Origin of the sequence: Phenylobacterium sp., from assembly GCF_965284355.1 — a bacterium.
Taxonomy (GTDB): Bacteria; Pseudomonadota; Alphaproteobacteria; order Caulobacterales; family Caulobacteraceae; genus Phenylobacterium.
The window spans coordinates 3,418,227-3,440,789 of record NZ_OZ260078.1; the positions used below are offsets into that span (position 1 = coordinate 3,418,227).

23 protein-coding genes are annotated in these 22,563 nt (G+C 68.0%); 15 read left to right on the plus strand and 8 right to left on the minus strand.

All coding sequences use genetic code 11. The annotated features are described in order from the left end of the window. Positions 1–110 precede the first annotated feature (110 nt). Genes ACQ66R_RS16815 through ACQ66R_RS16825 form a run of 3 tightly spaced genes read right to left on the minus strand, consistent with a single transcriptional unit; the run spans position 111 to position 1,793 of the window. On the minus strand, positions 111–668 hold the full coding sequence (locus ACQ66R_RS16815; protein ID WP_430423838.1) for a shikimate kinase: 558 nt from the start codon (positions 666–668) through the stop codon (positions 111–113). A 7-nt stretch (positions 669–675) separates the two neighbouring features. Continuing rightward, positions 676–1,434 (minus strand): polyphosphate kinase 2, encoded by a 759-nt coding sequence (gene ppk2, locus ACQ66R_RS16820; protein WP_430423839.1) that lies wholly within the window; start codon positions 1,432–1,434, stop codon positions 676–678. A gap of 2 nt (positions 1,435–1,436) precedes the next feature. Next, positions 1,437–1,793 (minus strand): hypothetical protein, encoded by a 357-nt coding sequence (locus tag ACQ66R_RS16825; RefSeq protein WP_430423840.1) that lies wholly within the window; start codon positions 1,791–1,793, stop codon positions 1,437–1,439. A 75-nt stretch (positions 1,794–1,868) separates the two neighbouring features. Between ACQ66R_RS16825 and ACQ66R_RS16830 the strand changes: the two genes are divergently transcribed. Next, positions 1,869–2,582 carry a 16S rRNA (uracil(1498)-N(3))-methyltransferase gene (locus tag ACQ66R_RS16830; protein WP_430423841.1) on the plus strand — a complete coding sequence of 238 codons (714 nt, stop codon included), beginning with the start codon at positions 1,869–1,871 and terminating at the stop codon, positions 2,580–2,582. Here the strand turns inward: ACQ66R_RS16830 and ACQ66R_RS16835 are convergent. Continuing rightward, positions 2,579–3,016: a VOC family protein gene (locus tag ACQ66R_RS16835; protein WP_430423842.1), complete on the minus strand. Its 438-nt coding sequence runs from the start codon at positions 3,014–3,016 to the stop codon at positions 2,579–2,581. The genes ACQ66R_RS16830 and ACQ66R_RS16835 overlap by 4 nt on opposite strands. A gap of 142 nt (positions 3,017–3,158) precedes the next feature. On the opposite strand from ACQ66R_RS16835, the gene ACQ66R_RS16840 reads away from it, so the two are divergent. The 3 genes from ACQ66R_RS16840 (at position 3,159) to ACQ66R_RS16850 (ending at position 5,641) form a co-directional block, all read left to right on the plus strand. Continuing rightward, positions 3,159–4,514, plus strand: a complete 1,356-nt coding sequence (locus tag ACQ66R_RS16840) for a glutamate--cysteine ligase (protein WP_430423843.1) — start codon at positions 3,159–3,161, stop codon at positions 4,512–4,514. Positions 4,515–4,746: 232 nt separating this feature from the next. Continuing rightward, entirely contained in the window at positions 4,747–5,142 is a 396-nt protein-coding gene (locus tag ACQ66R_RS16845; RefSeq protein ID WP_430423844.1) for a GFA family protein, read from the plus strand. A 1-nt stretch (position 5,143) separates the two neighbouring features. Next, a complete protein-coding gene (locus ACQ66R_RS16850; RefSeq protein ID WP_430423845.1) occupies positions 5,144–5,641 on the plus strand; it encodes a hypothetical protein in 498 nt (165 codons plus the stop codon). Here ACQ66R_RS16850 and ACQ66R_RS16855 read toward each other — a convergent pair. Next, entirely contained in the window at positions 5,638–6,159 is a 522-nt protein-coding gene (locus ACQ66R_RS16855; protein WP_430423846.1) for a DUF427 domain-containing protein, read from the minus strand. The genes ACQ66R_RS16850 and ACQ66R_RS16855 overlap by 4 nt on opposite strands. Before the next feature lie 218 nt (positions 6,160–6,377). On the opposite strand from ACQ66R_RS16855, the gene ACQ66R_RS16860 reads away from it, so the two are divergent. Next, entirely contained in the window at positions 6,378–8,246 is a 1,869-nt protein-coding gene (locus ACQ66R_RS16860) for a peptide MFS transporter (RefSeq protein WP_430423847.1), read from the plus strand. A 65-nt stretch (positions 8,247–8,311) separates the two neighbouring features. Here ACQ66R_RS16860 and ACQ66R_RS16865 read toward each other — a convergent pair whose 3' ends face one another. After that, complete coding sequence (locus ACQ66R_RS16865) at positions 8,312–10,327, minus strand: TonB-dependent receptor plug domain-containing protein (protein WP_430423848.1); 2,016 nt, start codon at positions 10,325–10,327, stop codon at positions 8,312–8,314. A gap of 112 nt (positions 10,328–10,439) precedes the next feature. Next, positions 10,440–12,458, minus strand: a complete 2,019-nt coding sequence (locus ACQ66R_RS16870; RefSeq protein ID WP_430423849.1) for a TonB-dependent receptor domain-containing protein — start codon at positions 12,456–12,458, stop codon at positions 10,440–10,442. Positions 12,459–12,639: 181 nt separating this feature from the next. On the opposite strand from ACQ66R_RS16870, the gene ACQ66R_RS16875 reads away from it, so the two are divergent. Further along, positions 12,640–13,380, plus strand: coding sequence for a PEPxxWA-CTERM sorting domain-containing protein (locus tag ACQ66R_RS16875; protein ID WP_430423850.1), 741 nt, complete (start codon positions 12,640–12,642; stop codon positions 13,378–13,380). 1 nt (position 13,381) lies between these two features. On the opposite strand, the gene tldD is transcribed toward ACQ66R_RS16875, so the two are convergent. Next, entirely contained in the window at positions 13,382–14,812 is a 1,431-nt protein-coding gene (gene tldD / locus ACQ66R_RS16880; protein ID WP_430423851.1) for a metalloprotease TldD, read from the minus strand. 397 nt (positions 14,813–15,209) lie between these two features. On the opposite strand from tldD, the gene coxB reads away from it, so the two are divergent. From coxB to ACQ66R_RS16925, 9 genes are all read left to right on the plus strand, one after another. After that, the gene (gene coxB / locus ACQ66R_RS16885) at positions 15,210–16,211 is read left to right on the plus strand and encodes a cytochrome c oxidase subunit II (RefSeq protein WP_430423852.1); all 1,002 of its coding nucleotides are present in this window, start codon (positions 15,210–15,212) and stop codon (positions 16,209–16,211) included. A 19-nt stretch (positions 16,212–16,230) separates the two neighbouring features. Then, positions 16,231–17,886 carry a cytochrome c oxidase subunit I gene (gene ctaD, locus ACQ66R_RS16890; RefSeq protein ID WP_430423853.1) on the plus strand — a complete coding sequence of 552 codons (1,656 nt, stop codon included), beginning with the start codon at positions 16,231–16,233 and terminating at the stop codon, positions 17,884–17,886. A 156-nt stretch (positions 17,887–18,042) separates the two neighbouring features. Beyond that, positions 18,043–19,014, plus strand: a complete 972-nt coding sequence (gene cyoE, locus ACQ66R_RS16895; protein ID WP_430423854.1) for a heme o synthase — start codon at positions 18,043–18,045, stop codon at positions 19,012–19,014. Further along, complete coding sequence (locus ACQ66R_RS16900; protein ID WP_430423855.1) at positions 19,015–19,167, plus strand: hypothetical protein; 153 nt, start codon at positions 19,015–19,017, stop codon at positions 19,165–19,167. Next, positions 19,151–19,774, plus strand: a complete 624-nt coding sequence (locus tag ACQ66R_RS16905; protein ID WP_430423856.1) for a cytochrome c oxidase assembly protein — start codon at positions 19,151–19,153, stop codon at positions 19,772–19,774. Before ACQ66R_RS16900 ends, ACQ66R_RS16905 begins: the two co-directional genes overlap by 17 nt. A gap of 67 nt (positions 19,775–19,841) precedes the next feature. Then, entirely contained in the window at positions 19,842–20,393 is a 552-nt protein-coding gene (locus tag ACQ66R_RS16910; protein ID WP_430423857.1) for a hypothetical protein, read from the plus strand. A 152-nt stretch (positions 20,394–20,545) separates the two neighbouring features. Continuing rightward, complete coding sequence (locus tag ACQ66R_RS16915) at positions 20,546–21,418, plus strand: cytochrome c oxidase subunit 3 (RefSeq protein WP_430423858.1); 873 nt, start codon at positions 20,546–20,548, stop codon at positions 21,416–21,418. Between the two features lie 9 nt (positions 21,419–21,427). Then, positions 21,428–21,787 carry a DUF983 domain-containing protein gene (locus ACQ66R_RS16920; RefSeq protein ID WP_430423859.1) on the plus strand — a complete coding sequence of 120 codons (360 nt, stop codon included), beginning with the start codon at positions 21,428–21,430 and terminating at the stop codon, positions 21,785–21,787. Next, positions 21,777–22,547 carry an SURF1 family protein gene (locus tag ACQ66R_RS16925; protein WP_430423860.1) on the plus strand — a complete coding sequence of 257 codons (771 nt, stop codon included), beginning with the start codon at positions 21,777–21,779 and terminating at the stop codon, positions 22,545–22,547. The genes ACQ66R_RS16920 and ACQ66R_RS16925 overlap by 11 nt, the downstream gene beginning before the upstream one ends. Positions 22,548–22,563 lie beyond the last annotated feature (16 nt).

Sequence of the window (22,563 nt, forward strand, 5' to 3'; positions counted from 1 at the left end):
CCGCGAGTCGGAAGATCAGGCTAGCCGTCGAACAAAGATGGAACAAGATTGAGTCAACGGATGGTTAACAAGCTTCGCCGTTGTCTCGGCCGCGCCGGAACAAATGAGCACTACCTGAGGTGGTTTGTCGCATTCGCGTCTAGGGCGAGTTCCAGGCTGTCGACGATGCGCTGCGCCGCGTCCCCAGGCGAGGTCTGGGAGGTGTCGATGGCCAGCTCCGAGGCGATATCCGGGTAGTCGAAGGCGCCCTCTGCCGACAGGCGTTGGAACAGCTCGCGGTCGCGCAGCTTGCCGAAGGCGGCGCGATCAGAGCCCTCGACCCGCCGCGCCAGTTCGCCGGGCGGACAGGTAAGCTGGACGAAACGCACACGACCGCCCTGCTCCTCAACGGCGGCGACAGCCTCTTGCGGAAAGGTCGGCGTGACCGTCGCCTCGGGCGCGAAGGTGAATACCAGAGAGCGGCCATCGCGCGCCGCCGCCTCGAACATCTCCAACCAGAACCGCTCGCGCAGCCGGCGGAATTCTGGGCTGCCAAACGGGAAGACCGCGGCCACAGCATCGACCACCAGATGGTTGTGGAACAGCGCAAAGCCGGTCCGTTCGGCCACCGCGCGGGCGACGGTCAGCTTCCCGGCGGCGGCCGGACCGTGGAGGAAGACGAGCTGCATGGCGGCCTCAGGGCTCGAGTCGCCCGTCGGTCAGGGCGGCGGGCTCGAACGGGAAGACCACGTCAGGGTCCGGCGGACTTATCGCGTCGGCGATCTCCGGAGGCGCCAACTGCTTCAGCAGGTGGCGCATGATGTTGAGCCGCGCCTTCGACTTCGAGTCGGTGTGGACGATGGTCCAGGGCGCGTCGGTCGTGTGGGTCCGCCGCAGCATCTCGTCGCGGGCGGCGGAATAGGCGTCCCACTTCTCCTGGGCGACGGCGTCCAACGGACTGATCTTGAGCGCCTTCAACGGATCGGTCTTGCGGGCTTCCAGGCGCTCGGCCTGTTCTGTCCGAGAGATGTCGAGCCAGAGCTTCACGACCTGGACGCCGCTTCCCGTCAGCATGCGCTCGAAAACGGGCACGTCGCGCAGGAAGGTCTCCTGCTCATCCGGCGTGGAGAATCCCATGACCTTCTCGACGCCCGCCCGATTGTACCAGGAGCGGTTCAGGATCACGAGTTCACCCTTGGCGGGCAGATGCTCGACATAGCGCTGGAAGTACCACTGGCCGCGCTCGCGATCGGTCGGCTTGGGCAGCGCCACCACCCGCGTGGAGCGGATCGACAGGTGCTCGACGATGCGCTTGATCGCGCCGTCCTTGCCCGCGGTGTCGCGGCCCTCGAAGATCACCAGGTCGCGCTCGCCCGCTTCGATCGCGTACTGCTGGAAGCGCACCAGCGCCACCTGCAGGGCTTCGAGTTCGCCGTCGTCGTCGTCCTTGGCCATGACTACCTTTGGGTCTGAGTGGGGGTGGCGCGGCCGTCGGCGGTGGTCACCGCGACCGGACCGCGGCGTGCGATGGGCGGGATCAACGCTGCGAGGTCACGGTAGATGCGGTCGGTGTCGGCGCGGGTGCGGGTGACGACACAGCGGGTCGACTCGCCCTCACGACCCCAGGCGCTGGAGGTCGAACGCGCGACGCCGCGGGCGCCGGCGAGGTAGCGCTCGACCGCCGCCTTCGTCTCGCCGTCGACGCCGCAGCAGTAGCTGCCGAACTCGACTTTTACCGAGCATGGCCTGTCCGCGGCGGGAACCGCGGCGCAGCCGGCGGCGAGCAGGGCGAGGGGCAAAAGGCGCAGGATCATTGGGTCCGCATCTGGCGCGCCGGGTGCGGCGCAGGCAAGGGCGCGCTAGAACGCGCCCAAGACAAGAAGGCTCACATGATCCGCCTGTTCATTCCCCATGACCTCGCCGCTGGCGCGCGCCTGGACCTGGACGAGGGCCAGAGCCGCTACCTCGCCGCGGTGATGCGCAAGGCCGTCGGCGACGCGGTGCTGGTGTTCAACGGCCGCGACGGCGAGTGGCGGGCGGTGCTGGCGGCCGTGGGCAAGCGCGTCGTGACCCTGGACATCGCGGCGCAGATCCGGCCCCAGGCGACGGGCCCCGACCTGGACCTGGTGATCGCGCTGGTGAAGCGGGCGCGTCTGGAGACGATCGTGGAGAAGGCGGCCGAGCTGGGCGCCCGCCGCGTGCGCCCGGTGATCACCGAGCGCACCAACGCCGACCACACCCGTGTCGACCGCCTGCAGGCCATCGCTGTCGAGGCTTCGGAGCAGACGGGACGGCTGGACGTGCCCGAAGTGCTGGAGCCGGTGAAGCTGGAGAAGCTGATCTCAGGCTGGGAGAGCGGCCGCCGTCTCCTATTCTGCGACGAGGCGGGCGACGCGAAGCCGGTCCTGGAGGCGGTGGGCGGGGGCGGGGCGTGGGCCATCCTGATCGGGCCTGAGGGGGGCTTCTCGCCGGCCGAGCGCGACAGGCTCCGCGCGCTGCCCTACGCGACGCCCGCCACCCTGGGCCCGCGGATCCTGCGCGCCGACACCGCGGCCATCAGCGCGCTGACGCTCTGGCAGGCGGCGGTCGGAGACTGGCGCTAGTCTCCCGCGTACACCGTTTCCTCGGCGACGTCGGTCGGGCTCTCGAAGTCGATGCGGTAGCCGTCGGGATCGCGGAAGGACACGACCCAAAGGCCGTTGCCGACGAAGGGCCGGTCGGGCTTCAGGCCCCTGCCGCGGACGTCGCGCCAGATCGCGAGCGCGTCGTCGCACATCAGGCAGAGCGTCACGCCCTGGCCCGGCGGCGTGGGAAGCGGGGCCGGGCCGACACCCTCCTGCCAGCTCTGCTGGATCATCAGAGCCGCGTCGCCGACCTCGAGCCAGCACCAGCGCAGGACGCCGTCCGGCGCCCACTGCCGGGTCATGCGGAAGCCGAGGCCATCGACATAGAACCCTGCCGAGGTGGCGATATCGGCCACGTTCAGCAGGGGGACCATCTGCCGCACACCGGTCGTCGAAGCGTTCGCGCCGTCCATCTCGGGCTCCTCCGCAACCCAGGAAAACTAGCCCGGGCTTGAGCTTGGCGGAATTGCGCCCACCTATCCTGACGGCGTAAAGACGCGACCTGGGCGGGACCCCAACCCGGCGACTTGGGCGGCTCGCCCGTGGAGGAAGTACATGGCCGAGGTCGCCTGCGACGATCGTCCCCTGGTGTTCGAAGACCTGGTGCGCTGGATGGCCGATGGGGCCAAGCCCGCCAGTGAGTGGCGATGTGGCGCCGAGCACGAGAAGTTCGTGTTCAAGCTGGCCGACCATTCGCCGGTCCCCTACGAGCCCGGCGGCATCAAGGCGCTGCTGGACGGCCTGACCCGGTTCGGCTGGACGCCGGTGATGGAGGGCGAAAACGTCATCGCGCTGGAGCGCGGGATGGCGAACATCAGCCTCGAGCCGGGCGGCCAGTTCGAGCTGTCGGGCGCGCCGCTCGAGACGGTCCACGACATCTGCGAGGAGACCGGCTCCCACCTCAACGAGGTGAAGATCGTCGCCGACGAACTGGGCCTGGGCTTCCTGGGTCTTGGCTTCACGCCGGTCTGGCGGCGGGACGAGGTCCCGGTGATGCCGAAGGGCCGCTACAAGATCATGCGCGAGTACATGCCGAAGGTCGGCAAGCTGGGCCTCGACATGATGTTCCGCACCTGCACGGTGCAGGCAAACCTCGATTTCAGCTCCGAAGCCGACATGGTGGCGAAGTTCCGCACGTCGCTGGCGTTGCAGCCAATCGCCACGGCGCTGTTCGCCAATTCGCCGTTCATCGAGGGCAAGCCGTCGGGCTTCGTGTCCAGCCGCGCCAACGTGTGGACCGACACGGACGCCGACCGCACCGGCATGCTGGACTTCGTGTTCCAGGACGGCTTCGGCTTCGAGACCTACGCCCGCTATGCGCTGAATGTGCCGATGTATTTCGCCAAGCGCGGCGATCGGTACATCGACCTGGCCGGCCGCTCGTTCGTGGACTTCATGGATGGCAAGCTGGCGGAATTGCCGGGCGAGCGCCCCAGCATCAAGGACTGGGCCGACCACACCACCACCATCTTCCCCGAGGTTCGCCTCAAGAAGTACCTCGAGATGCGCGGCGCCGACGCCGGGCCTTGGAGCCGGCTCTGTGCGCTGCCGGCGCTGTGGATGGGCATCTTCTACGACAGCCAGGCGCTGGCCGCCGCGTGGGACCTCTGCAAGGACTGGAAGATCGAGGACCACGAGCGCCTGCGCGCCGACGTGGCCCGCATGGGCCTCAAGGCCCAGATCGCCGGGCGCTCGGTGCAGGACGTGGCCAAGGACATGGTCGCCATTTCCCGCTCGGGCCTCAAGAACCGCAACCGCCTGTCGGGCGGCATGGTCGACGAGAGCGGCTACCTGGCAGAGCTGGAACACATCGCCGAGACCGGCGTGACCCCCGCCGAACGCCTGGTGGAACTCTACAACACCCGCTGGGGCGGCAAGGTCGACCCGGTGTTCGAAGACTTCGCTTACTGAACGGGGCGCGCCGCAGGCGCATTCATTTGAACCACGGAAAACGGAAGGGGCTCCGGACCTGAACCTGCGTTCCGTGATTTCTGTGTTTTCCGTGGTTCAGATCCAGCGGCGCTGAAGCGCCGCCGCGGCGGATTCGCACGATCCCCTCCCGTCCGCTCTTCCCGAAAACGTGGAAGGCCACGGCTTCCGAGGTGGCGCTTTGCGAGGCTTCGCCGCGTGATAGTCACGCTGCATGGGCGTCTGGTCGGGATCCTGTCATTGCGGCGCTGTCCGCTTTCGCGTCGAGGCCGAGATCGACGAGCTGACGCGGTGTGACTGCTCGCTCTGCCGGCGCAAGGGCGCGCTGATGGCGAAGGTCCCTGAGCGCGGGCTGACCATCGAGGCCGGCGAGGACGAGCTGACGCTCTACCAGTGGAACACACGCGTCGCGCGCCACTGGTTCTGCCGCACCTGCGGGATCTACACCTTCCACCGCAAGCGGGCGGCGCCGGACCACTACGGGGTTAACGTCGGCTGCCTGGAGGATTTCGACCCTCAGGCATTTGCGTTTCGCCTCGCCGACGGCTTGACGATGAGCGTACGGTCTGGCGAGGGTCGCCCGGAGTGGAGCGGCCCGCGCGAGGACTGAAATGCCTGTGACACTGCCGAAGTACGCGCACTGGGTGGCGGAACGGCGCTTCCTCGTGGATGCGAAGACCCTGCCGGCGCTGGACCTCGGCCACGCCCGTCGGATCGAGGACCTCTATGTTGAGGGCGGTCGCCTCCGGCTGCGCGCGACCACCGACCTGTCCAATGGCGAGCGGACCTTCAAGCTGGCCAAGAAGTATGCCCCGGACAATCCGCTGATCGGCCCGATGACCAACCTCTACCTGACGGCCGAGGAGTACGCGGTGCTGAACGTGCTGCCTGGCGAGCGTCTTTCGAAGCTGCGTCACAAGGTGGGCGGGTTCATCATCGACGTGTTCGAAGGCGCGCTCGAGGGCCTGGTCACCGCCGAGTGCGAGGCGACCAACCGGATGGCCGCCATGCGCTTCGACGTCCCGGAGTGGTGCCTGCGTGAAGTCACCAACGAGCCGGCCTACACCGGCTGGCAGCTGGCGCAGAACCAAGCCGCGCCGGCGGCCTAACGGGAGCCACCGTCCTCGCGAGGCATGCTGACGTTCGCGGGCCAGTGCTCGCGCTGCGACGCGCCGCTGCCTGAGTCTGTGTGCAGCACGACGTCATCGACCGAGGGGGTCGTCTCAACGTCAGCTGCCTCGGTGGGCTGCGGAATCACCGTCTCAGCGTCGTCGGGCGCATAGACCTCGACCTTGTTCGTATAGAACGCCAGTCGCCCGGCGATCTCCGCCATCGCGGGGTAGGGCTCCTCGTAGGTCCAGATGGCGTTCTCGGCGAAATGGCCGTCCATCTGCAGCGTGTAGTAGGCCGCATCGCCCTTGTAGGGGCAGTGCGTCGCGTGTGCGGTGCGGGCCAGGAACGCCATCGAGACGTCCTCGCGCGGGAAATAGATCACCGGCGGATAGCTCGCCTCCTGGAGCACCAGCGCGTCGCCCGTGTCGGCGATCACGTGGCCTTGGTACCTGGCGCGCCAGCGACGGCCTGCGGGCGTGATGGTGATGGGGTGGTCGGGGCCGGGGATCTTCATGGGGTTCGCGTCTCCTGAAGGCCTGAACGCGCGAGCTCGCGACCGGCTGCGAAAGGATATGGGCGCCCGTCCCAGCGGCGCCAGGCGCCCGGCCGGCGCCGGTTTGCTTGTGTCTTGAACGGGTTGGTGGTTCTCTGCCCCCAATTCAGGCCAGGCCGGGTCGAAAAGACCCCGTGGGAGACGTAGGCCGGCCCTTAGGATCGGAAGCAAACCCTCAGATGCCAATCGTATTGCTGGCCGGGATCGTCATCACGCTGGTGACGGGTATCCCGGTGCTCCTCCAGATGCTCCGCCACCACCCGCGGGGCCTCATCATCCTGTTCTTCGCCGAGATGTGGGAGCGCTTCTCCTACTACGGCATGCGTGGGATCCTGATCTTCTACCTGACCCAGCACCTGCTGTTCGACCAGGACGTGGCGAGCGGCCAGTACGGCTCGTACACCAGCCTCGTCTACCTGCTGCCGCTGATCGGCGGCATGCTGGCCGACCGCTACCTGGGCACGCGCAAGGCGGTGGCGTTTGGCGCCCTTCTCCTGGTCGCGGGCCACCTGACCATGGCGGTCGAGGGACGCCCGGCGACCCAGACGCTGACCTACGCGGGACAGACCTACAATGTGGCCATCGAGGGCCGCATGGAGAACCGCTCGGTGAAGCTGGTGGTGGGCGACAAGGCCTACGACTTCTCGGCCAACGAGGCGGGCGGCTTTGAGATCAAGGATCTGCCCGCCACCGCGCCGCTCCCGGCCGTGCTGCCCAAGGGCAGCTACGAGCTGAAGAAGGACGTCGATCTGTTCGGCAAGAACGCCTTCTACCTGGCGGTGGCGCTGATCATCATGGGCGTCGGCTTCCTGAAGCCCAACATCTCCACGATCGTGGGCCAGCTCTATCCGCAGGGCGATCCGCGGCGGGATTCCGGCTTCACGCTCTACTACTACGGCATCAACCTGGGGGCCTTCTGGGCCTCGTTCGCATGCGCCTGGTTCGGCCTCAACGTCGGCTGGTGGGCGGGCTTCGGCCTGGCCGGGGTCGGCATGGCCGCGGGCTGGATCGTGTTCGTGCTGGGCAAGAAGCACCTCGAGGGCAAGGGCGAGCCGCCGAACCCCGCGCTGCTGCAGGAGAAGGTGGCCGGTCCGCTCAATCGCGAGTGGCTGATCTATCTCTGCGGGGTGCTGGGCGTGATCCCGGTGTGGTTCCTGGTCCAGCGCAACGACTGGGTGGGGGTGATGCTGATCGCTTCGACCCTCGCGGCCCTGGCCTACGTGATCTACTTCATCGTCACCCAGTGCGACAAAATCCAGCGCGAGCGGATGATCCTGGCCCTGGTGCTGGTGTTCGGGGCGGTGGTGTTCTTCACCCTCTTCGAACAGGCGGGCACCTCGCTGAACCTGTTCGCCGCCCAGAACGTCGACCTGAACCTGACACGGCAGGCCAGCACCTTCCTCGGCATCCCGATCGGCAGCGCCGACCAGCTGGCCGCGGCCGGGATCCAGCCCACGGGCTTCTGGATCGACACCGGCATCGGCGCGGCCCAGACCCAGTCGTTCAACGCCGGCTTCATCCTGATCTTCGCCCCGATCTTCGCGGCGATGTGGGCGTGGCTCGGCCGTCGCGGCCAGGCGTCGAACCCGGTGATGACCTTTGGCCTGGGCCTGATCCAGGTGGGCCTCGGCTTCCTGGTGGTGGTGTGGGGCGTGGGCCTGGCCAACAGCGCCTTCCAGGTGCCGCTGATGCTGCTGGGCCTGCTCTACCTGCTGCACACCACGGGCGAGCTGTTCCTGTCGCCGGTCGGCCTCTCCGAGATCACCAAGCTGTCGGTGGCCAAGGTGGTGTCGTTCATGATGGCCATCTGGTTCCTGGCTTCGTCGATCGCCCAGTACGTCGGCGGCTTCATCGCAGGCCTGGCCGGCACCGAGACGGTTGGCGGCCAGGTGCTGAACCCCGAGCTGGCGCTGAAGACCTCGCTGGGCGTGTTCAACACGCTGGGCTGGGGCGGCTTCGGGATCGGCGTGGCGTTCGTGCTGATCAGCTTCCTGATCAAGCACTGGTCGCACAGCACCGCTGAGGCGGAGACCAAGGCCGGGGCCTGATCCCAGGCGTCGGACACGACGAAGGCCGCGGAGCGATCCGCGGCCTTCTGCGTGTTTGGGGCCTGCTAGCCGAACGTCTTGCGGATCCGCAGGAACGTACCGCCGGGGGTCTGGTTGGTGCGCTTGATGTCCGCCGACGTGGCGTCGGCGCCGGCCACGCGCCGGCCGCCGTAGAAGGCGTAGTTGTCGCTCAGGTTGCGCCGGGTCGCATTCGGCAATTCCAGCCGGATGTTGAGGTCGGGCTGCGGCTTGTACTCGATGAACGGCTTCACATAGGTGTTGAGCTTGCGCGTGTAGACGAGGTTGTAGCGGTAGGTCGTCTCCTTGAATGCGCCGAAGGCTTCGACCCCCCATGTGATGTTGTACTGCGGCATGTCCCAGGTGAACGTCGCGTTCCAGTCCAGGCCGCGCAGCGCCGACTGTGACCGCGTCTCCATCGTCGTGGGATCGGTCACCTCGCTCCAGCGCTTGGTGAGGTTGCCCTTCAGCAGCGCCCCCTTCGCGCCCAGCCGGTCGAAGGGCAGGGTCAGGTCCACGGCCACGACGTCCTTGGTCCCGTCGCCGATGTTCTCGGGCCGGTCGAACAGGCCGCCGCCCGGCGCGTCGACAGGCCCCCGGTCGACCACGTCGCTGAGTTCGGAATGGCGGTAGCTCAGCGCCACCGACCCTGACGTCCAGAACCGCTGCTCCAGCGCCACCTCGCCCACCCAGGCCTGGCCAGGGTTCAGATCGGGGTTGCCCGCGGTGACGCCGCCCGCCTGGTTCAGCCCCCCGGCGGCCACGAAGTCGTTGAAGTTCAGCTGGTCGACCTCGCGCTCGAGGCGCAGTCGCAACTGGGTCATCTCCAGCGGCGCCCAGCTCACCGCCAGCCGCGGCTTCAGGTAGCGCAGAGACTTCTCGAGGACCACGTCGCCCTCCGAGCTGATGGTCGGGAACTCATAGCGCAGGCCGGCGTCGACCGTGACGGTCTCGAACGGCCGCCAAGCGGCCTTGGCGAACAGCTCTTTGCGGTCCTCCTCGACCTCGACCGAGCCGGCCGGCAGGCGGACGAGGGTCCCGTTGCTGCGGAGCGTGGTCTCGCTCTCCAGTGTGTTGACGGCGCGCTCGCCGCCCACCTCGAACGAGAGCTTCGGATCGAAGCGGTATTTCACGACCGCGCGCCCGATGGTCTCCACGGTGTCGCGCTCGACAAGCAGGCGGTTGGCGACGGACGGCGCGTCGAAATTCTCAGTGACCAGCCGATCGCGGCCTGTTCGCAGGGCGACCAGCTCCAGGTCCCAGTCGGCGGCCAACTTGCGCGTGTAGCGGGCGCCGAACTCGGTATCGTCCTGTTCCTGGAGGTAGAGGTACTGCTGGTCGACGACAGGCGTGGAGACGACGCGGGTCTTTTCCTCGAACTTGAAGTCGTCGGTCAGGACGCGCCCGTTCAGCCGCAGCGACCCGCCCAGAACGGGCGCCTCGACGGCGGCGACGAGCGAGTAGAACAGCCCGTCGCCCTCGGCGTCGTATCCGTTGAGCACCGTGGGCCCGCCGGCGGTGATCTGGGCTCCGCGCCCGGCGCCGGCGCCGTCGTCCAGCCCGCGCGCCGCCCGGGCCGAAGCTTCCCACTTCACATCGCCCAGCGCGCCGGAGCCCTCGAGGCGCATCTGGCCCAGGTCGCGGCCGTCGTCGATGTGGTTGTCGGCGATCGCGATCACGCCGCGGATGCTGTTGTCCTTTTTCTGGATGACGTTCGCCATCACGGTCTTGCCCTGCATGTCGATCCCGGGCGCGCCGCCGCGAATGATGTCGATGCGCTCGATCTTGGACGCCGGGATGCGGATCAGGATGTCCTGCAGGCTGTCCGACTTGCTGGCGGGGCGCTGGCCGTCGATCAGCACGTTGCCGGCCGCGCCCTCGAAGCCGCGCACGCTGGCGCCGTTGTCCAGGGTGAAGCCTGGGATGCGGTTGAGCATGTCCACGACGGTCGCGGGCTGCTGTGCGGCGAAGAAGGCCGGCGCATAGCTGGTGACGCCCTGCTGCACGGCGGCTTCCGGCGCAGCGGCGGCGGCGGCCTGCGCCAGGATGTGGACGAACAGCATCGACGATCTCTCCCCAAGAGCCGAGAGGAGTGGAGGCCGCCGCCGTCAGGCGCGAGTTAAATGCCTGTAAGCTCGATTAAACTTCCGCAATCTTGGCGTGCGGTTGCGGGGGTCAGCGGCCGAAGGTCTTGCGGACGCGGATGTAGACCATCCGGCCGACCTGCACGTCGCGGTCGTCGACAAACGTCAGAGCGCCGGTGCTGCGCGGCCCGGCGAACGAGCGGCGCGTGTTGCGCAAGCCGCGCTCGGTGAGATTCGACAGTTCCGCGCGCACCGACAGGTCGGGCTTGGGTCGGTACTCCACGAAGAGCTCGACATAGCTTTTGACCTTCTCGTCCGTGATCTGATCGACGCGATAGAAGGTCTCGCGCGAGGCGCCGTACACGTCGACGCCCCAGTTCATCCGCCACTGGGGCAGGTCGTGGGTGAAGTGGACCTCCCATGACAGCGGACGCAGGCCCGAGATCTCGCGCGCCCGGCCGGTGGTGGGGTCGGTGACCTTGCTCTCTCGCCAGGTGGCCGAGCCGCGTAGCTCGGCGCCCTTCCAGCCCAGTTTCTCCAGCGGCAGCGTGCCGCTGACCGCGAACTCGTCCTTCGATCCGTCTCCGATATTGCCCGGCGCATCGAAGACGCCGCCCGCGCCGTCGAACACGGGCGCGCTGTCGACCACGTCCTTCAGCTCGAAGCGGCGCCAGGTGAGGACGAGCGCGCCCTTGCCCCAGAACCGCTGCTCGATCGCGACCTCGCCTACCCAGGCCTGCTCGGGGTTGATGTCGGGATTGCCGGCCTGGACGCCGGCGCCGGTGTTGAAGCTGGTCTCGGCGACGAAGTCGTCGAAGTCGAGCTGGCCCACCTCGCGCTCCACGCGGGCGCGCACCTGGGTGTTGGGAGTCGCCGCCCAACTGGCCGTCACCCGGGGCTTGGTGAAGTAGAGGGTCTTCGACAGTTTCACGTCGCCCGACGAGGTGATCTTCGAGGCCTCCTGGCGCACCCCTGCCTCGAACGTCCAGGCCGGAAGCGGTCGCCAGGTCGCCATGCCCGAGGCCTCGCCGCGCGTCTCCTCGACCCGCACGCCCGCGGCCGGCAGAGGCACGGACAGGCCGTTCTCCACGTAGCGGGTCTCGCTCTCCAGCCAGTTGAACGCGCCCTCGGCGCTGGCTTCGAACGAAAGCCGGTCGTCCACCCGGTGCTTCAGGACGCTGCGCGCGATGCTCTCGCCGGTCTTGTTGTCGAGGGTGAAGAAGGTGATTTCGCCGGGCTGTCGGAACGTCTCTCCGAAGTGTTCGTCCTCGTTGCGCTGGAGCAGCACGACCTCCAGGCTGCTGCGCGGGCCGAGCGTGCGGTTGAAGTGGGCCCCGGCCTCCAGCTGCTTCTCATCGTCGCCGTACTGGTCGAACTGGCCGCTGGGCGCGGGCAAGCTGATGCGGTTCTGTTCGTCGTAGTTGTACTCCTCGGTGCGCAGGAGGCCGTTCAGACGCAGGCGTCCACCCAGCGCTGGGGTCTCGTAGGCGCCGATCAGCACGATCTCGTGGCCCTGGCCCTCGGACTCGATGGCGGACCGCCGCAGAACCTGCCCTGTCGGCGAGATGCGGATGCCCGGACCGTCGCCGGCGCCGTCGTCTGTGAACCGCGCGGCGAGCAGGCTGGCTTCCCAGGTGCGCCCGTTGCCGCCGCCTGAACCCTCGAGACGAATGGCCGGCGAGGTGCGCCCGTCGTCGACCACATAGTTGTTGGCCACAGACGCCAGGCCGCGGACGCCGCCGGTGGTCTTGCGGACCACGTTCACGAGAACCGTCTTACCCTGCATGTCGATGCCGGGCGCCGAGCCGCGAATCAGCTCCAGCCGCTCGACCTGGCTCGCCGGCAGACGGCGCAGGATGCTCTCCAGGTTGTCGGTCTTGGCGGCAGGCCGTTGGCCGTCGATCAGCACGTTGCCGGCGGCGCCCGCAAAGCCGCGCACGTCGTCGCCGCTGTCGAAGGTGAATCCTGGGACGCGGGCGATCATCTCCATGGCGTTCACGGGCTGAAAGCTGGCGAAGAACTGGGGCGCGTAGCTGATGACCCCTTGCTGCGCCGCGGCCTCTGGGGCGGCCGCGGCGGCAGCCTGGGCCAGGACCTGGACGATCAGCATCGACGAACTCCCCATAAGAGCGGGAGACGTGGCCAAACTCCGCCCAAAGCGCGAGTTAATTGCCCGTAACGCTCAGGACCGGCCGCGGGCCGCTCGCCTCTCAGGCGAGATGGCGTTGACGGACCTCGAGGGGCGGGCAACCTGTTCGGCGAACTGTAATCGCCGTTGGGAGACGCCCGCCATGCTCGTCAGATCGCTCGCCCTTTCGCTCGCCCTGATCGCCACCCCGTCGTTGGCGGCCACGGTCAGTCTCAACACGGGCGCCGCCGACTGGCAGGTCACTCAGGTCAGCGGCGTCGACAATGGATTGGGCTCCTCGACGAATGCGGCGGTCGTCCTGACCGGCACGCTCCCGTTCGCGGCCAACCTTCCGGGCTTCGAGGCCTTTGCGTGGGCCAACCCGTTCGGCGGCGCCGTGTGGGTGGGCCAACTGGCGACCGACGGGCAGTTCTCGAACGGAGCGTCTATCACTTGCGGCAGCCCCTGCGGCGCGACCGCCGGCTTTTATCGCTACGACTTCACGTTCGATGCGTCCCTCGGCGGCAGCATGATCCTCAACGGGTTCACCGGCGACAACGGCGTCCGTTCGCTGAGCGTGACCCAGGCCAACAACGGACTGCTGTACGAATGCACGGCCGCGGGGCCTGGAAACCTCTGCGCCCCGACCCAGACCAGCGTCACGGCGTCCAGCGGGGTGCTGTCGCTGGCGGCCGTGACGGGCGGGCTCGTGACGATCAGCGCCCTGGTCCAGAATTTGGACGGTCCCGGGCGCAACCCGAGCGGCTTCATCCTGTCGGGAAGCGCCGATCTGAACCAACGCCAGGCCGTGCCCGAGCCGGGGCAGTGGGCGCTGCTGCTGCTCGGCTTCGGGCTCTCCGGCGCCGCGCTGCGCGCACGGCGGCGGAGCCTCGCCGCGGCCTGATCTAGACCGCGGTCCCGCCCACGGTCAGGCCGGTGATCTTGAGCGACGGTTGGCCCACGCCGACCGGAACGCTCTGGCCGGCCTTGCCGCAGACGCCGACGCCCAGGTCGAAGTCGAAATCGTCGCCGATCATCGTCACCCGGGTCAGGGCCGAGGGGCCGTCGCCGATCAGGGTCGCGCCCTTGACCGGGACCGTCACCTTGCCGTCCTCGATCAGGTAGGCCTCGGTGCACTGGAAGACGAACTTGCCGTTGGTGATGTCCACTTGGCCGCCGCCGAAGTTGGCGCAGTAGAGGCCCTTCTTCGTCGACGCGATCATCTCCGCGCGCTTGTGGTTGCCGCCCAGCATGGCGGTGTTGGTCATCCGCGGCATGGGCATGTGAGCGTAGGACTGACGGCGGCCGTTGCCGGTGGCGCTGAGGCCCATGAGGCGCGCGCTCATCCGGTCGTGCATGTAGCCGACGAGAATCCCGTCCTCGATCAGGATGGTGCGTTCGGTGGGGGTGCCCTCGTCGTCCACCGTCAGCGAACCGCGGCGGCCGGGCAGGGTGCCGTCGTCGAACACGGTGACGCCCGGTGCGGCGACCCGCTCGCCGATGCGGCCCGAGAAGGCCGAGGTGCCCTTACGATTGAAGTCGCCTTCCAGGCCGTGGCCGACCGCTTCGTGCAGCAGCACGCCGTTCCAGCCGGGGCCCAGGACCACGTCCATCTCGCCGGCCGGGCAGGCGACGGCGTCGAGGTTGGTCAGCGCCTGGCGCAGCGCCTCGTCCACCTGATCCTGCCACTTGTCGGGGCTGATCCAGGCCTCGAAACCGGCGCGGCCGCCGGCGCCGGTGTAGCCCTGCTCGCGCTTGCCGTCGCGCTCGACGGTCACCTGCACGTTCACACGGCAGAGAGGGCGGACGTCGCGGATCAGCCGGCCGTCCGCGCGGAGGATCTCGACCGTGCGGCGCTCGCCGGCGATCGAGGCCATCACCTGCACCACCCGCGGATCCCGGGCGCGGGCCCAGGCGTCGATCTCCTGGAGCAGGGCCACCTTGTCGGAGAAGGCGGGCGAGCTCAGCGGGTTTTCCTCGCCGTAGAGCTTGGTATTGGTGGCCCGCGGCGCCTCGGCGGTGACGCCCGCATACCCGCGCTTGGCCAATCGGGCCGAGTCGGCGGCGCGGCGGATCGCCGCTTCGGAAATCTCGGAGGCGTGGGCGTAGCCGGCGGTCTCGCCCGCCACCACCCGCAGGCCGAAGCCTTCGGTCGAATCATAGGCCGCCGATTTCAGCCGCCCGTCGTCGAACAGGAACGACTCGCTCTCGGACCGTTCGACGAACAGCTCGCCGTCGTCGGCCCCCTGAAGGGCGTCGGCGAGGATTTCCTGGGCGCGGGCGGGGTCGACCCCCACGGAATCGAGGATCGAGGGGGCGGGGACTGGGGCGTTCATGCCGGTGAAGATAGGGGCTCGAAGGTGGGGCGTCACCCGCGACGTGACTCTTGGCCCGCCTTTGCCCCCGTCGCGTGACGGACGATTCGCATCTCCACCGGGCCGCTGCATTCTCCGCAGCGCCCGCATCGTTCGCGGGACGGCCAACTCCAGAATGGGGTGTGATCGACACGGCGCTTGCGGCGAGACGTCGCGCCATTTCCGTGCGCAAACGGCGTCGAGAGCCTGCGTACGCCACGTAAGACCCGCCGACGCCTTGGCAAGGCCGAACGATGCGCGTATGGACCCCGGCGAAGGGGCCGGTCGGGCGTTGCGCAAGTCGCGCCCGCGCGTCCCGTTCCGTAGCGTTGGACCGCCCATTGTTGAGGGCGTCGCCGGCCAAACTGACCGAGGGGACATGAAGTCGAGCTTTCACGGATTGCGGACGCGGGCGGCAGGCGCTCTCGCGGGCGCTGCGACGGCGTTCTGGGGCGCGGCCGCCATGGCTGCGGACAAGTTCGGCGAGCCGACGGACAAGGCGATTGACTTGCAGCCGGGGGTGACCCCGCTGCGTCACGACGCGATCTGGTTCCACAATTGGATCCTGATGCCCGTGATCACGGGCATCACGCTGTTCGTTCTGGCGCTGCTGATCTGGGTGGTCGTTCGCTACAACAAGAAGGCGAACCCGGTCCCGGCGAAGTTCACGCACAACACGATGATCGAGGTGATCTGGACCCTCGCGCCGGTCGCGATCCTGGTCGTGATCTCGATCTTCTCGTTCAAGCTGCTCTTCGCCTACAACGACATGCCGAAGCCGGACCTCACCATCAAGGCGGTCGGCTATCAGTGGTACTGGGGCTATGAGTACCCCGACCAGAAGATCGGCGAGTTCGTCTCGAACATGCTGCCGGAAGACGAGGCGAAGAAGGCCGCCAAGCCGTACCGCCTGGCCGTCACCGAGCCGCTGGTCGTTCCGATCAACAAGGTGGTCCGCGTGCAGGTCACGGGCGCCGACGTGATCCACGCCTTCGCCGTCCCGTCGTTCGGGATCATCAGCGACGCCATCCCCGGCCGCCTGAACGAAACCTGGTTCAAGGCCGATCGGCTCGGCACCTACTACGGCAACTGCCGTGAGCTGTGCGGCGTCGACCACGCCTTCATGCCGATCGAGGTCCGCGTCGTGACGCAGGCCGAGTTCGACGCCTGGGTCGCCAAGAAGGGCGGCTCGGTCGCCGGCGCCGCGCCTGCGCCCGCTCCGGCCACCGCGCCCGCCGCCGAGGGGGCTCCGGCCGCCGACGCCGCGGCGACGCCGGCCACCGCCACGGTGAACCCTGCCGCCCCGCCTCCGGCGACGCCTGAGCCCAAGGCTCCGGTCGCCGCCACCACGCCCGCGCCCAAGGCGCCGGCTGCGAAATAAGCCTTAGGATCCGCGTAAGATGGCTCAAGCCGCCGCTCACGATCATCACGACGACCACGGGCACATGCCCGGGTTCTTCGCCCGCTGGTTCTTCTCGACGAACCACAAGGACATCGGCACGCTCTACATCCTGTTCGCCATCATGGCGGGGATCGTCGGCGGCCTGATGTCCGGCCTGATCCGCTGGGAACTGGCCGAGCCGGGCATCCAGGTGTTCACCGAAGGCTCGTGGCTCGCCACGACCGGCCTCGTGGAAGCCTCGAAGCACGGCTACAACGTCGTCGTCACCGGCCACGCCCTGGTCATGATCTTCTTCATGGTCATGCCCGCCATGATCGGCGGTTTCGGCAACTGGTTCGTGCCGCTGATGATCGGCGCGCCCGACATGGCCTTCCCGCGGATGAACAACATCTCGTTCTGGCTGCTGGTCGCCGCCTGGGTGATGCTGATCGTCTCGATGTTCGTCGACGGCGGACCCGGTAAGGGCTTCGGCGGCGGCTGGACGATCTATCCGCCGCTCTCCACGTCAGGCCACACGGGCCCGGCCATGGACTGCGCGATCCTGTCGCTCCACCTCGCGGGCGCCAGCTCGATCCTGGGCGCGATCAACTTCATCACCACGATCTTCAACATGCGCGCGCCGGGCATGACCCTGCACCGGATGCCGCTGTTCGTCTGGTCGATCCTGGTGACCGTGTTCCTGCTGCTGCTCTCGCTGCCCGTGCTGGCTGGCGCGATCACCATGCTGCTCACGGACCGCAACTTCAAAACCCACTTCTTCGACGCCGCCGGCGGCGGCGACCCGGTGATGTTCCAGCACCTGTTCTGGTTCTTCGGTCACCCGGAAGTGTACATCCTGATCCTGCCCGGGTTCGGCATGATCTCGCACATCGTCTCGACGTTCAGCCGCAAGCCCGTCTTCGGCTATCTCGCGATGGCGTACGCCATGGTGGCCATCGGCTTCATCGGCTTCGTCGTGTGGGCCCACCACATGTACACCGTGGGCATGGGCATCGAGCTGCGCGCGTACTTCGTGGCGGCGACGATGGTCATCGCGGTGCCCACCGGCGTGAAGGTGTTCTCCTGGATCGCCACGATGTGGGGCGGCTCGATCACCTTCAAGACGCCCATGCTGTGGGCGATCGGCTTCATCTTCCTGTTCACCGTCGGCGGTGTGACCGGCGTCGTCCTGGCCAACGCCGGCATCGACTACAGCCTGCACGACACCTACTACGTGGTGGCCCACTTCCACTACGTGCTGAGCCTCGGCGCCGTGTTCGCGATCTTCGCGGGCTTCTACTACTGGTTCGAGAAGATGTGGGGCGTGAAGTACAACGAGTTCCTCGGCGCGCTGCACTTCTGGGTGATGTTCGTGGGCGTGAACCTCGTGTTCTTCCCGCAGCACTTCCTGGGCCTGCAGGGCATGCCGCGTCGCTACGTCGACTATCCGGACGGCTTCGCCTACTGGAACAAGATCTCGTCTATCGGCTATGCGATCACCGGCGTCGCCGTGGTCATCTTCCTGCTCGTCCTGCTGGAAGCCGCCATCCGTCGCCGCAAGGCCGAGGCGAACCCGTGGGGCGAAGGCGCCACGACGCTGGAGTGGACGTTGAGCTCGCCTCCGCCGTTCCACCAGTTCAACGAACTTCCGGTGGTGAAGCCCGACGCGCACTAAGCGTCGGGTCCACCTCTCCGAATACGGGCCGGCCGCTCCCAGGAGCGGCCGGCCATTTCATTTTCCGGCCAATTTTGTCGCGGCAGGGCTGGACGCGCTTCGTCCGGGCGCCGATCTGCGCTAGAGAGCGCCACCCCGCATTCAGGTGTATCCGAGATGGCCATGGCCACGGCCCACGACACTCCGCGCACGACGCCCGCTCGCTGGCAGGACTTCCTGCAGTTGATGAAGCCGCGCGTGATGTCCCTGGTGGTGTTCACCGCACTGACCGGGCTGGTCTGCGCGCCGGGATCGATCAACCCGATCCTGGGCGCCGTGGCCGTGCTGTGCATCGCCGTGGGCGCCGGCGCGAGCGGCGCGCTCAACATGTGGTACGACGCCGACATCGACGCCAAGATGCGCCGCACGCGCGGCCGTCCGGTCCCGGCCGGCAAGGTCCAGGGCGCCGACGCGCTGGGCCTTGGCGTCGTGCTATCGCTCTTCTCTGTGATGCTGATGGGCGTGGCCACCAACTGGCTCGCGGCCGGCCTCCTGGCCTTCACCATCGTCTTCTACGCCGTGGTCTACACGATGTGGCTCAAGCGCTGGACCGCGCAGAACATCGTCATCGGCGGCCTGGCCGGCGCGCTGCCGCCGGTGATCGGCTGGGCCGCGGTGACCGGCACGGCGCCGGCCAACGCCTGGCTGCTGTGCGCCATCATCTTCATGTGGACGCCGCCCCACTTCTGGGCGCTGTCGCTGTACACGTCCGAGGACTACGCCAAGGCCGGGGTGCCGATGATGCCGGTGGTGAAGGGCGCGACGTCCACCCGCTTGCAGATCCTGGTCTACAGCCTGCTGCTGATCCCGATCTGCATCGCGCCGGCCTTCACGGGACTGGGCGGCCCGTTCTATCTCGGCGTCTCGGCCCTGGGCGGCCTGGTGTTCCTGCTGCTGGCCTGGCGGCTCTATCGCAGCCACGCGGGCGAGGCGGCCGATCCGCGCATGGACGACGGCCTCTACGACGTCCGCGCCGGCGCCCGTGACGCGCGCAACCTGTTCGCCTTCTCGATCCTCTACCTGACCCTGCTGTTCGCGACCCTGCTGGGCGAGCATCTGGCCGGCGTAGCCCCCCTGGAGCTTCTCTAGATGAGTGATCCGAACCGCGAGGGCGACGATTTCGCCAAGGCTCGGCGTGGCCGTAATGTCGCCATAGCTCTCGGCTTGGTGGCCTTCGTGATTATCGTTTACGCGGTCTCGATCATCCGGATGGGCGGCAGTGTCCTTGAACGCACCTTCTGACCCGGCGCCGCCCAAGGCGCCCGTCGACCCCGATCGCGCCCGCAATGTGAAGGTTGCGGTCATCTGCGCATCGGTCTTCTTCGGGATGATCGGCGCGGCGTTCGCCTCGGTGCCGATCTACCGCGCGTTCTGCCAGATCACCGGGTTCGACGGCGCCACGCGTCGCGCCGAGGCCGCCTCCGACACCGTCCTGGACCGCAAGCTGACCATACGCTTCGACGCCAACGTCCGCGATCTGCCCATCGCCTTTTCGGCGCAGCAGACCTCGCAGGAGGTGAAGATCGGCGAGACCAAGCTGGCTTTCTTCCGCGTGACCAACAAGTCGGACAAGCCGGTCATGGCGCGGGCGCTCTACAACGTCGTGCCCGAGCAGGCGGGGCCCTACTTCCAGAAGCTCCAGTGCTTCTGCTTCGAGGACCAGACTATCGCCGCCGGGGCCACCGTGGACATGCCGGTCCTCTACTACATCGACCCGAAGTACGCGGCCGACGTCGACACCAAGGGCAAGCCCGAGGTGACGCTGAGCTACACCTTCTTCCCGTCGACCAACGCCCAGCCCAAGCAGGCCGACGCGGCGAGCAGCGTGAAGTCACACACGGGCGGCTGAGCAAAGGCTGACGCTCCGCGTCAGTCAAAGGGGCCTATCCCAATCCGCTGGATCGGGAGGACCTCCAATGAACGAACAACGACGACGGCTGCTGAGCGCCGGAGCCGGCGCGTGGCTGGCCGCTTCGGCGGGTGGCGCAGCCGCCGCGCCGGCCGCCAAGTCCGTGGCCGGGAAGCCCGGCGAGTTCGACTGGCTGAGCGGCGAGTGGAAGATCGCGCATCGCCGCCTGAAGGCCCCTGGCCAGTGGGACGAATTCGCGGGCGAGGCGACGTGCTGGAGCATCCTGGGCGGCGTGGGCCACGTGGAGGAGCTGCGGATTCCCCAGCGGGACTTTTCCGGCATGGGACTGCGGCTGCTCGATCTCGGCAACGGCGTTTGGAGCGATTACTGGGTCAACGCCAAGAGCGGCGTCCTGGGCGGCGAGGCGGGCCTGACCGGGGGATTCGTCGACGGGGCCGGTGTGTTCCTGGCCGACGACGAGGAGGCTGGAAAGCCCATCAAGGTCCGCGGCCTGTGGGATGAGATCACCGGCAGGTCCCACCGCTGGAGCCAGTCGGTCTCGCGCGACGGTGGTCGCACCTGGGAGGACAACTGGGTCATGCGGTGGGTCAAGGTCTAGCGCTGCGACCGCGCAGGCCCAATCTGCGACGCTGGAGCGCGCCTTTCCCCTTGGCGGATGCCGCTGGCGGGCGCTATAGCGTCCGCGACTGACCGCGCGCGACTCTGTCCGGAGTCGTGTGCGTGGGGATTTGACGAGGGGTTAGGACCGCGATGGCTGCTGGCGTGAAGCACGACTACCACCTGGTGGACCCGAGCCCGTGGCCGTTGGTTGGCTCGATCGCCGCCACCGTCATGGCACTGGGCGGCGTCGCCTGGATGAAGGGCCTGTTCGGCCTGCCTCAGCACACGTCGTGGCTGTTCTTCGCCGGTCTGGCCGGCGTGCTGTTCACGATGCTGGGCTGGTGGGCCGACGTCGTGAAGGAAGCGAACCGCGGTGACCACACCCCGGTCGTCTCCATCGGCCTGCGCTACGGCATGGTGCTGTTCATCGCCTCGGAGGTGATGTTCTTCGTCGCGTGGTTCTGGATCTTCTTCGAGATGGCCCTGTTCCATGGCAACCGCACGCACGCCCCCATCGAGGAAGTGCGCGCCGCCTGGGCCGCCTGGCCGCCCAAGGGCATCGAGACGGTGCCGGCGTTCCAGCTGCCGCTGGTCAACACGCTGACGCTGCTGCTTTCGGGCACGACCGTCACCTGGGCGCACCATGCGCTCCAGCAGGGCGACCGCAAGAACGCCAAGATCGCGCTTGTGCTGACGATCATCCTGGGCGCGCTGTTCACGGCGATCCAGGCGTACGAGTACCACCACATCCTCGAGCACAACTACTTCTTCGGCGGCGAAGGCCAGGAGAACTCGGGCCTGTACGGTTCGTCCTTCTTCATGGCCACCGGCTTCCACGGCTTCCACGTGCTGGTCGGCACGATCTTCCTGGCCGTCTGCCTGATCCGCCTGATGGGCACGGGCTTCACGGCCAAGCAGCACTTCGGCTTCGAAGCGGCCGCCTGGTACTGGCACTTCGTCGACGTGGTGTGGCTGTTCCTGTTCGCGTTCATCTACGTGATCTTCGGCGGACCGGCCCACTAGGCTGATCATGTGAGCAAGCCCAATCCGTTGCTCGCTGGGGTGGCCGGACGCTGCCCCAACTGCGGGGAGGGCTTTCTCTTCGAAGGCTTCCTGAAGGTCGCTCCGGCCTGCGAGGCCTGCGGCTACGACTTCGCCAAGGCGGACTCGGGCGATGGCCCCGCGGTGTTCGTGATCATGATCGCGGGCTTCGTCGTGGCCTTCTCCGCCCTCTTCGTCGAGTTCGCCCTGCACCCGCCCGTCTGGGTGCACCTGATCCTGTGGCTGCCGGCGACCCTGATCATCTCGCTGGGCCTGATGCGCCCTCTGAAGGGCGCGATGCTCGCCGCCCAGTTCATGAACAAGGCCTCTGAACACCGCAATGACGAGTGAGGCCCCAGGGCGGCCGCGTTTTCCTGTCGGCCTGACGATCGCCGTCGCCATCGCGCTGGTGATCCTGGTGGGCCTGGGCACGTGGCAACTCCAGCGTCTGGCGTGGAAGCAGAGCGTGCTGACCCGTATCGCCGCGCTGCAGGCGGCGCCGGCCCAGCCCATCGACGTGGTCCTGGAGCGGGTGGCGGCCGGCGCCGACGCCGACTTCACGCGCGTGACCGCCACCTGCCCGGGCCTGGGCTCTGCGCCCTTCCTGGAGCTTTACTCGGTGCGGGACGGACAGGCCGGCGCGCGGCTGATCTCGGCGTGTCGGGTGGCGGCTGGACGCTATGCGACGGTGCTGGTGGACCGCGGCTTCGTGGCCGACGACGTCTCGGCCCGCCCCGCGGTGGCCGCCTCGACCGCGCCGGTGACCGTCCAGGGCGTCCTTCGCACGCCCGAGCACGGCAACGCCTTCTCGGCCCCAAACCGGCCGGACCGCTGGTACACCCGCGACGTCGCCGCCATGGCGGCCCAACTCGAGGCCTCGTCGCCCGCGCCCCTGTTCCTGATGGCCGAGACCGCGACCAATCCCGAGTGGAAGGCCCTGGTCCCGGCGCCGATCCCCACCGACATCCCCAACCGCCATCTGGAGTACGCGCTGACCTGGTACGGCCTTGCGGGCGCCTTGCTCGGCGTCTATGCCGCCGTGCTTCTGAGGGCTTTCAGGCGAAGTGGCAGCCGGTTAGCCGTGGAAAGTCCGACCACTAAAGACTCTTGAGCGATGCTCGCATCGC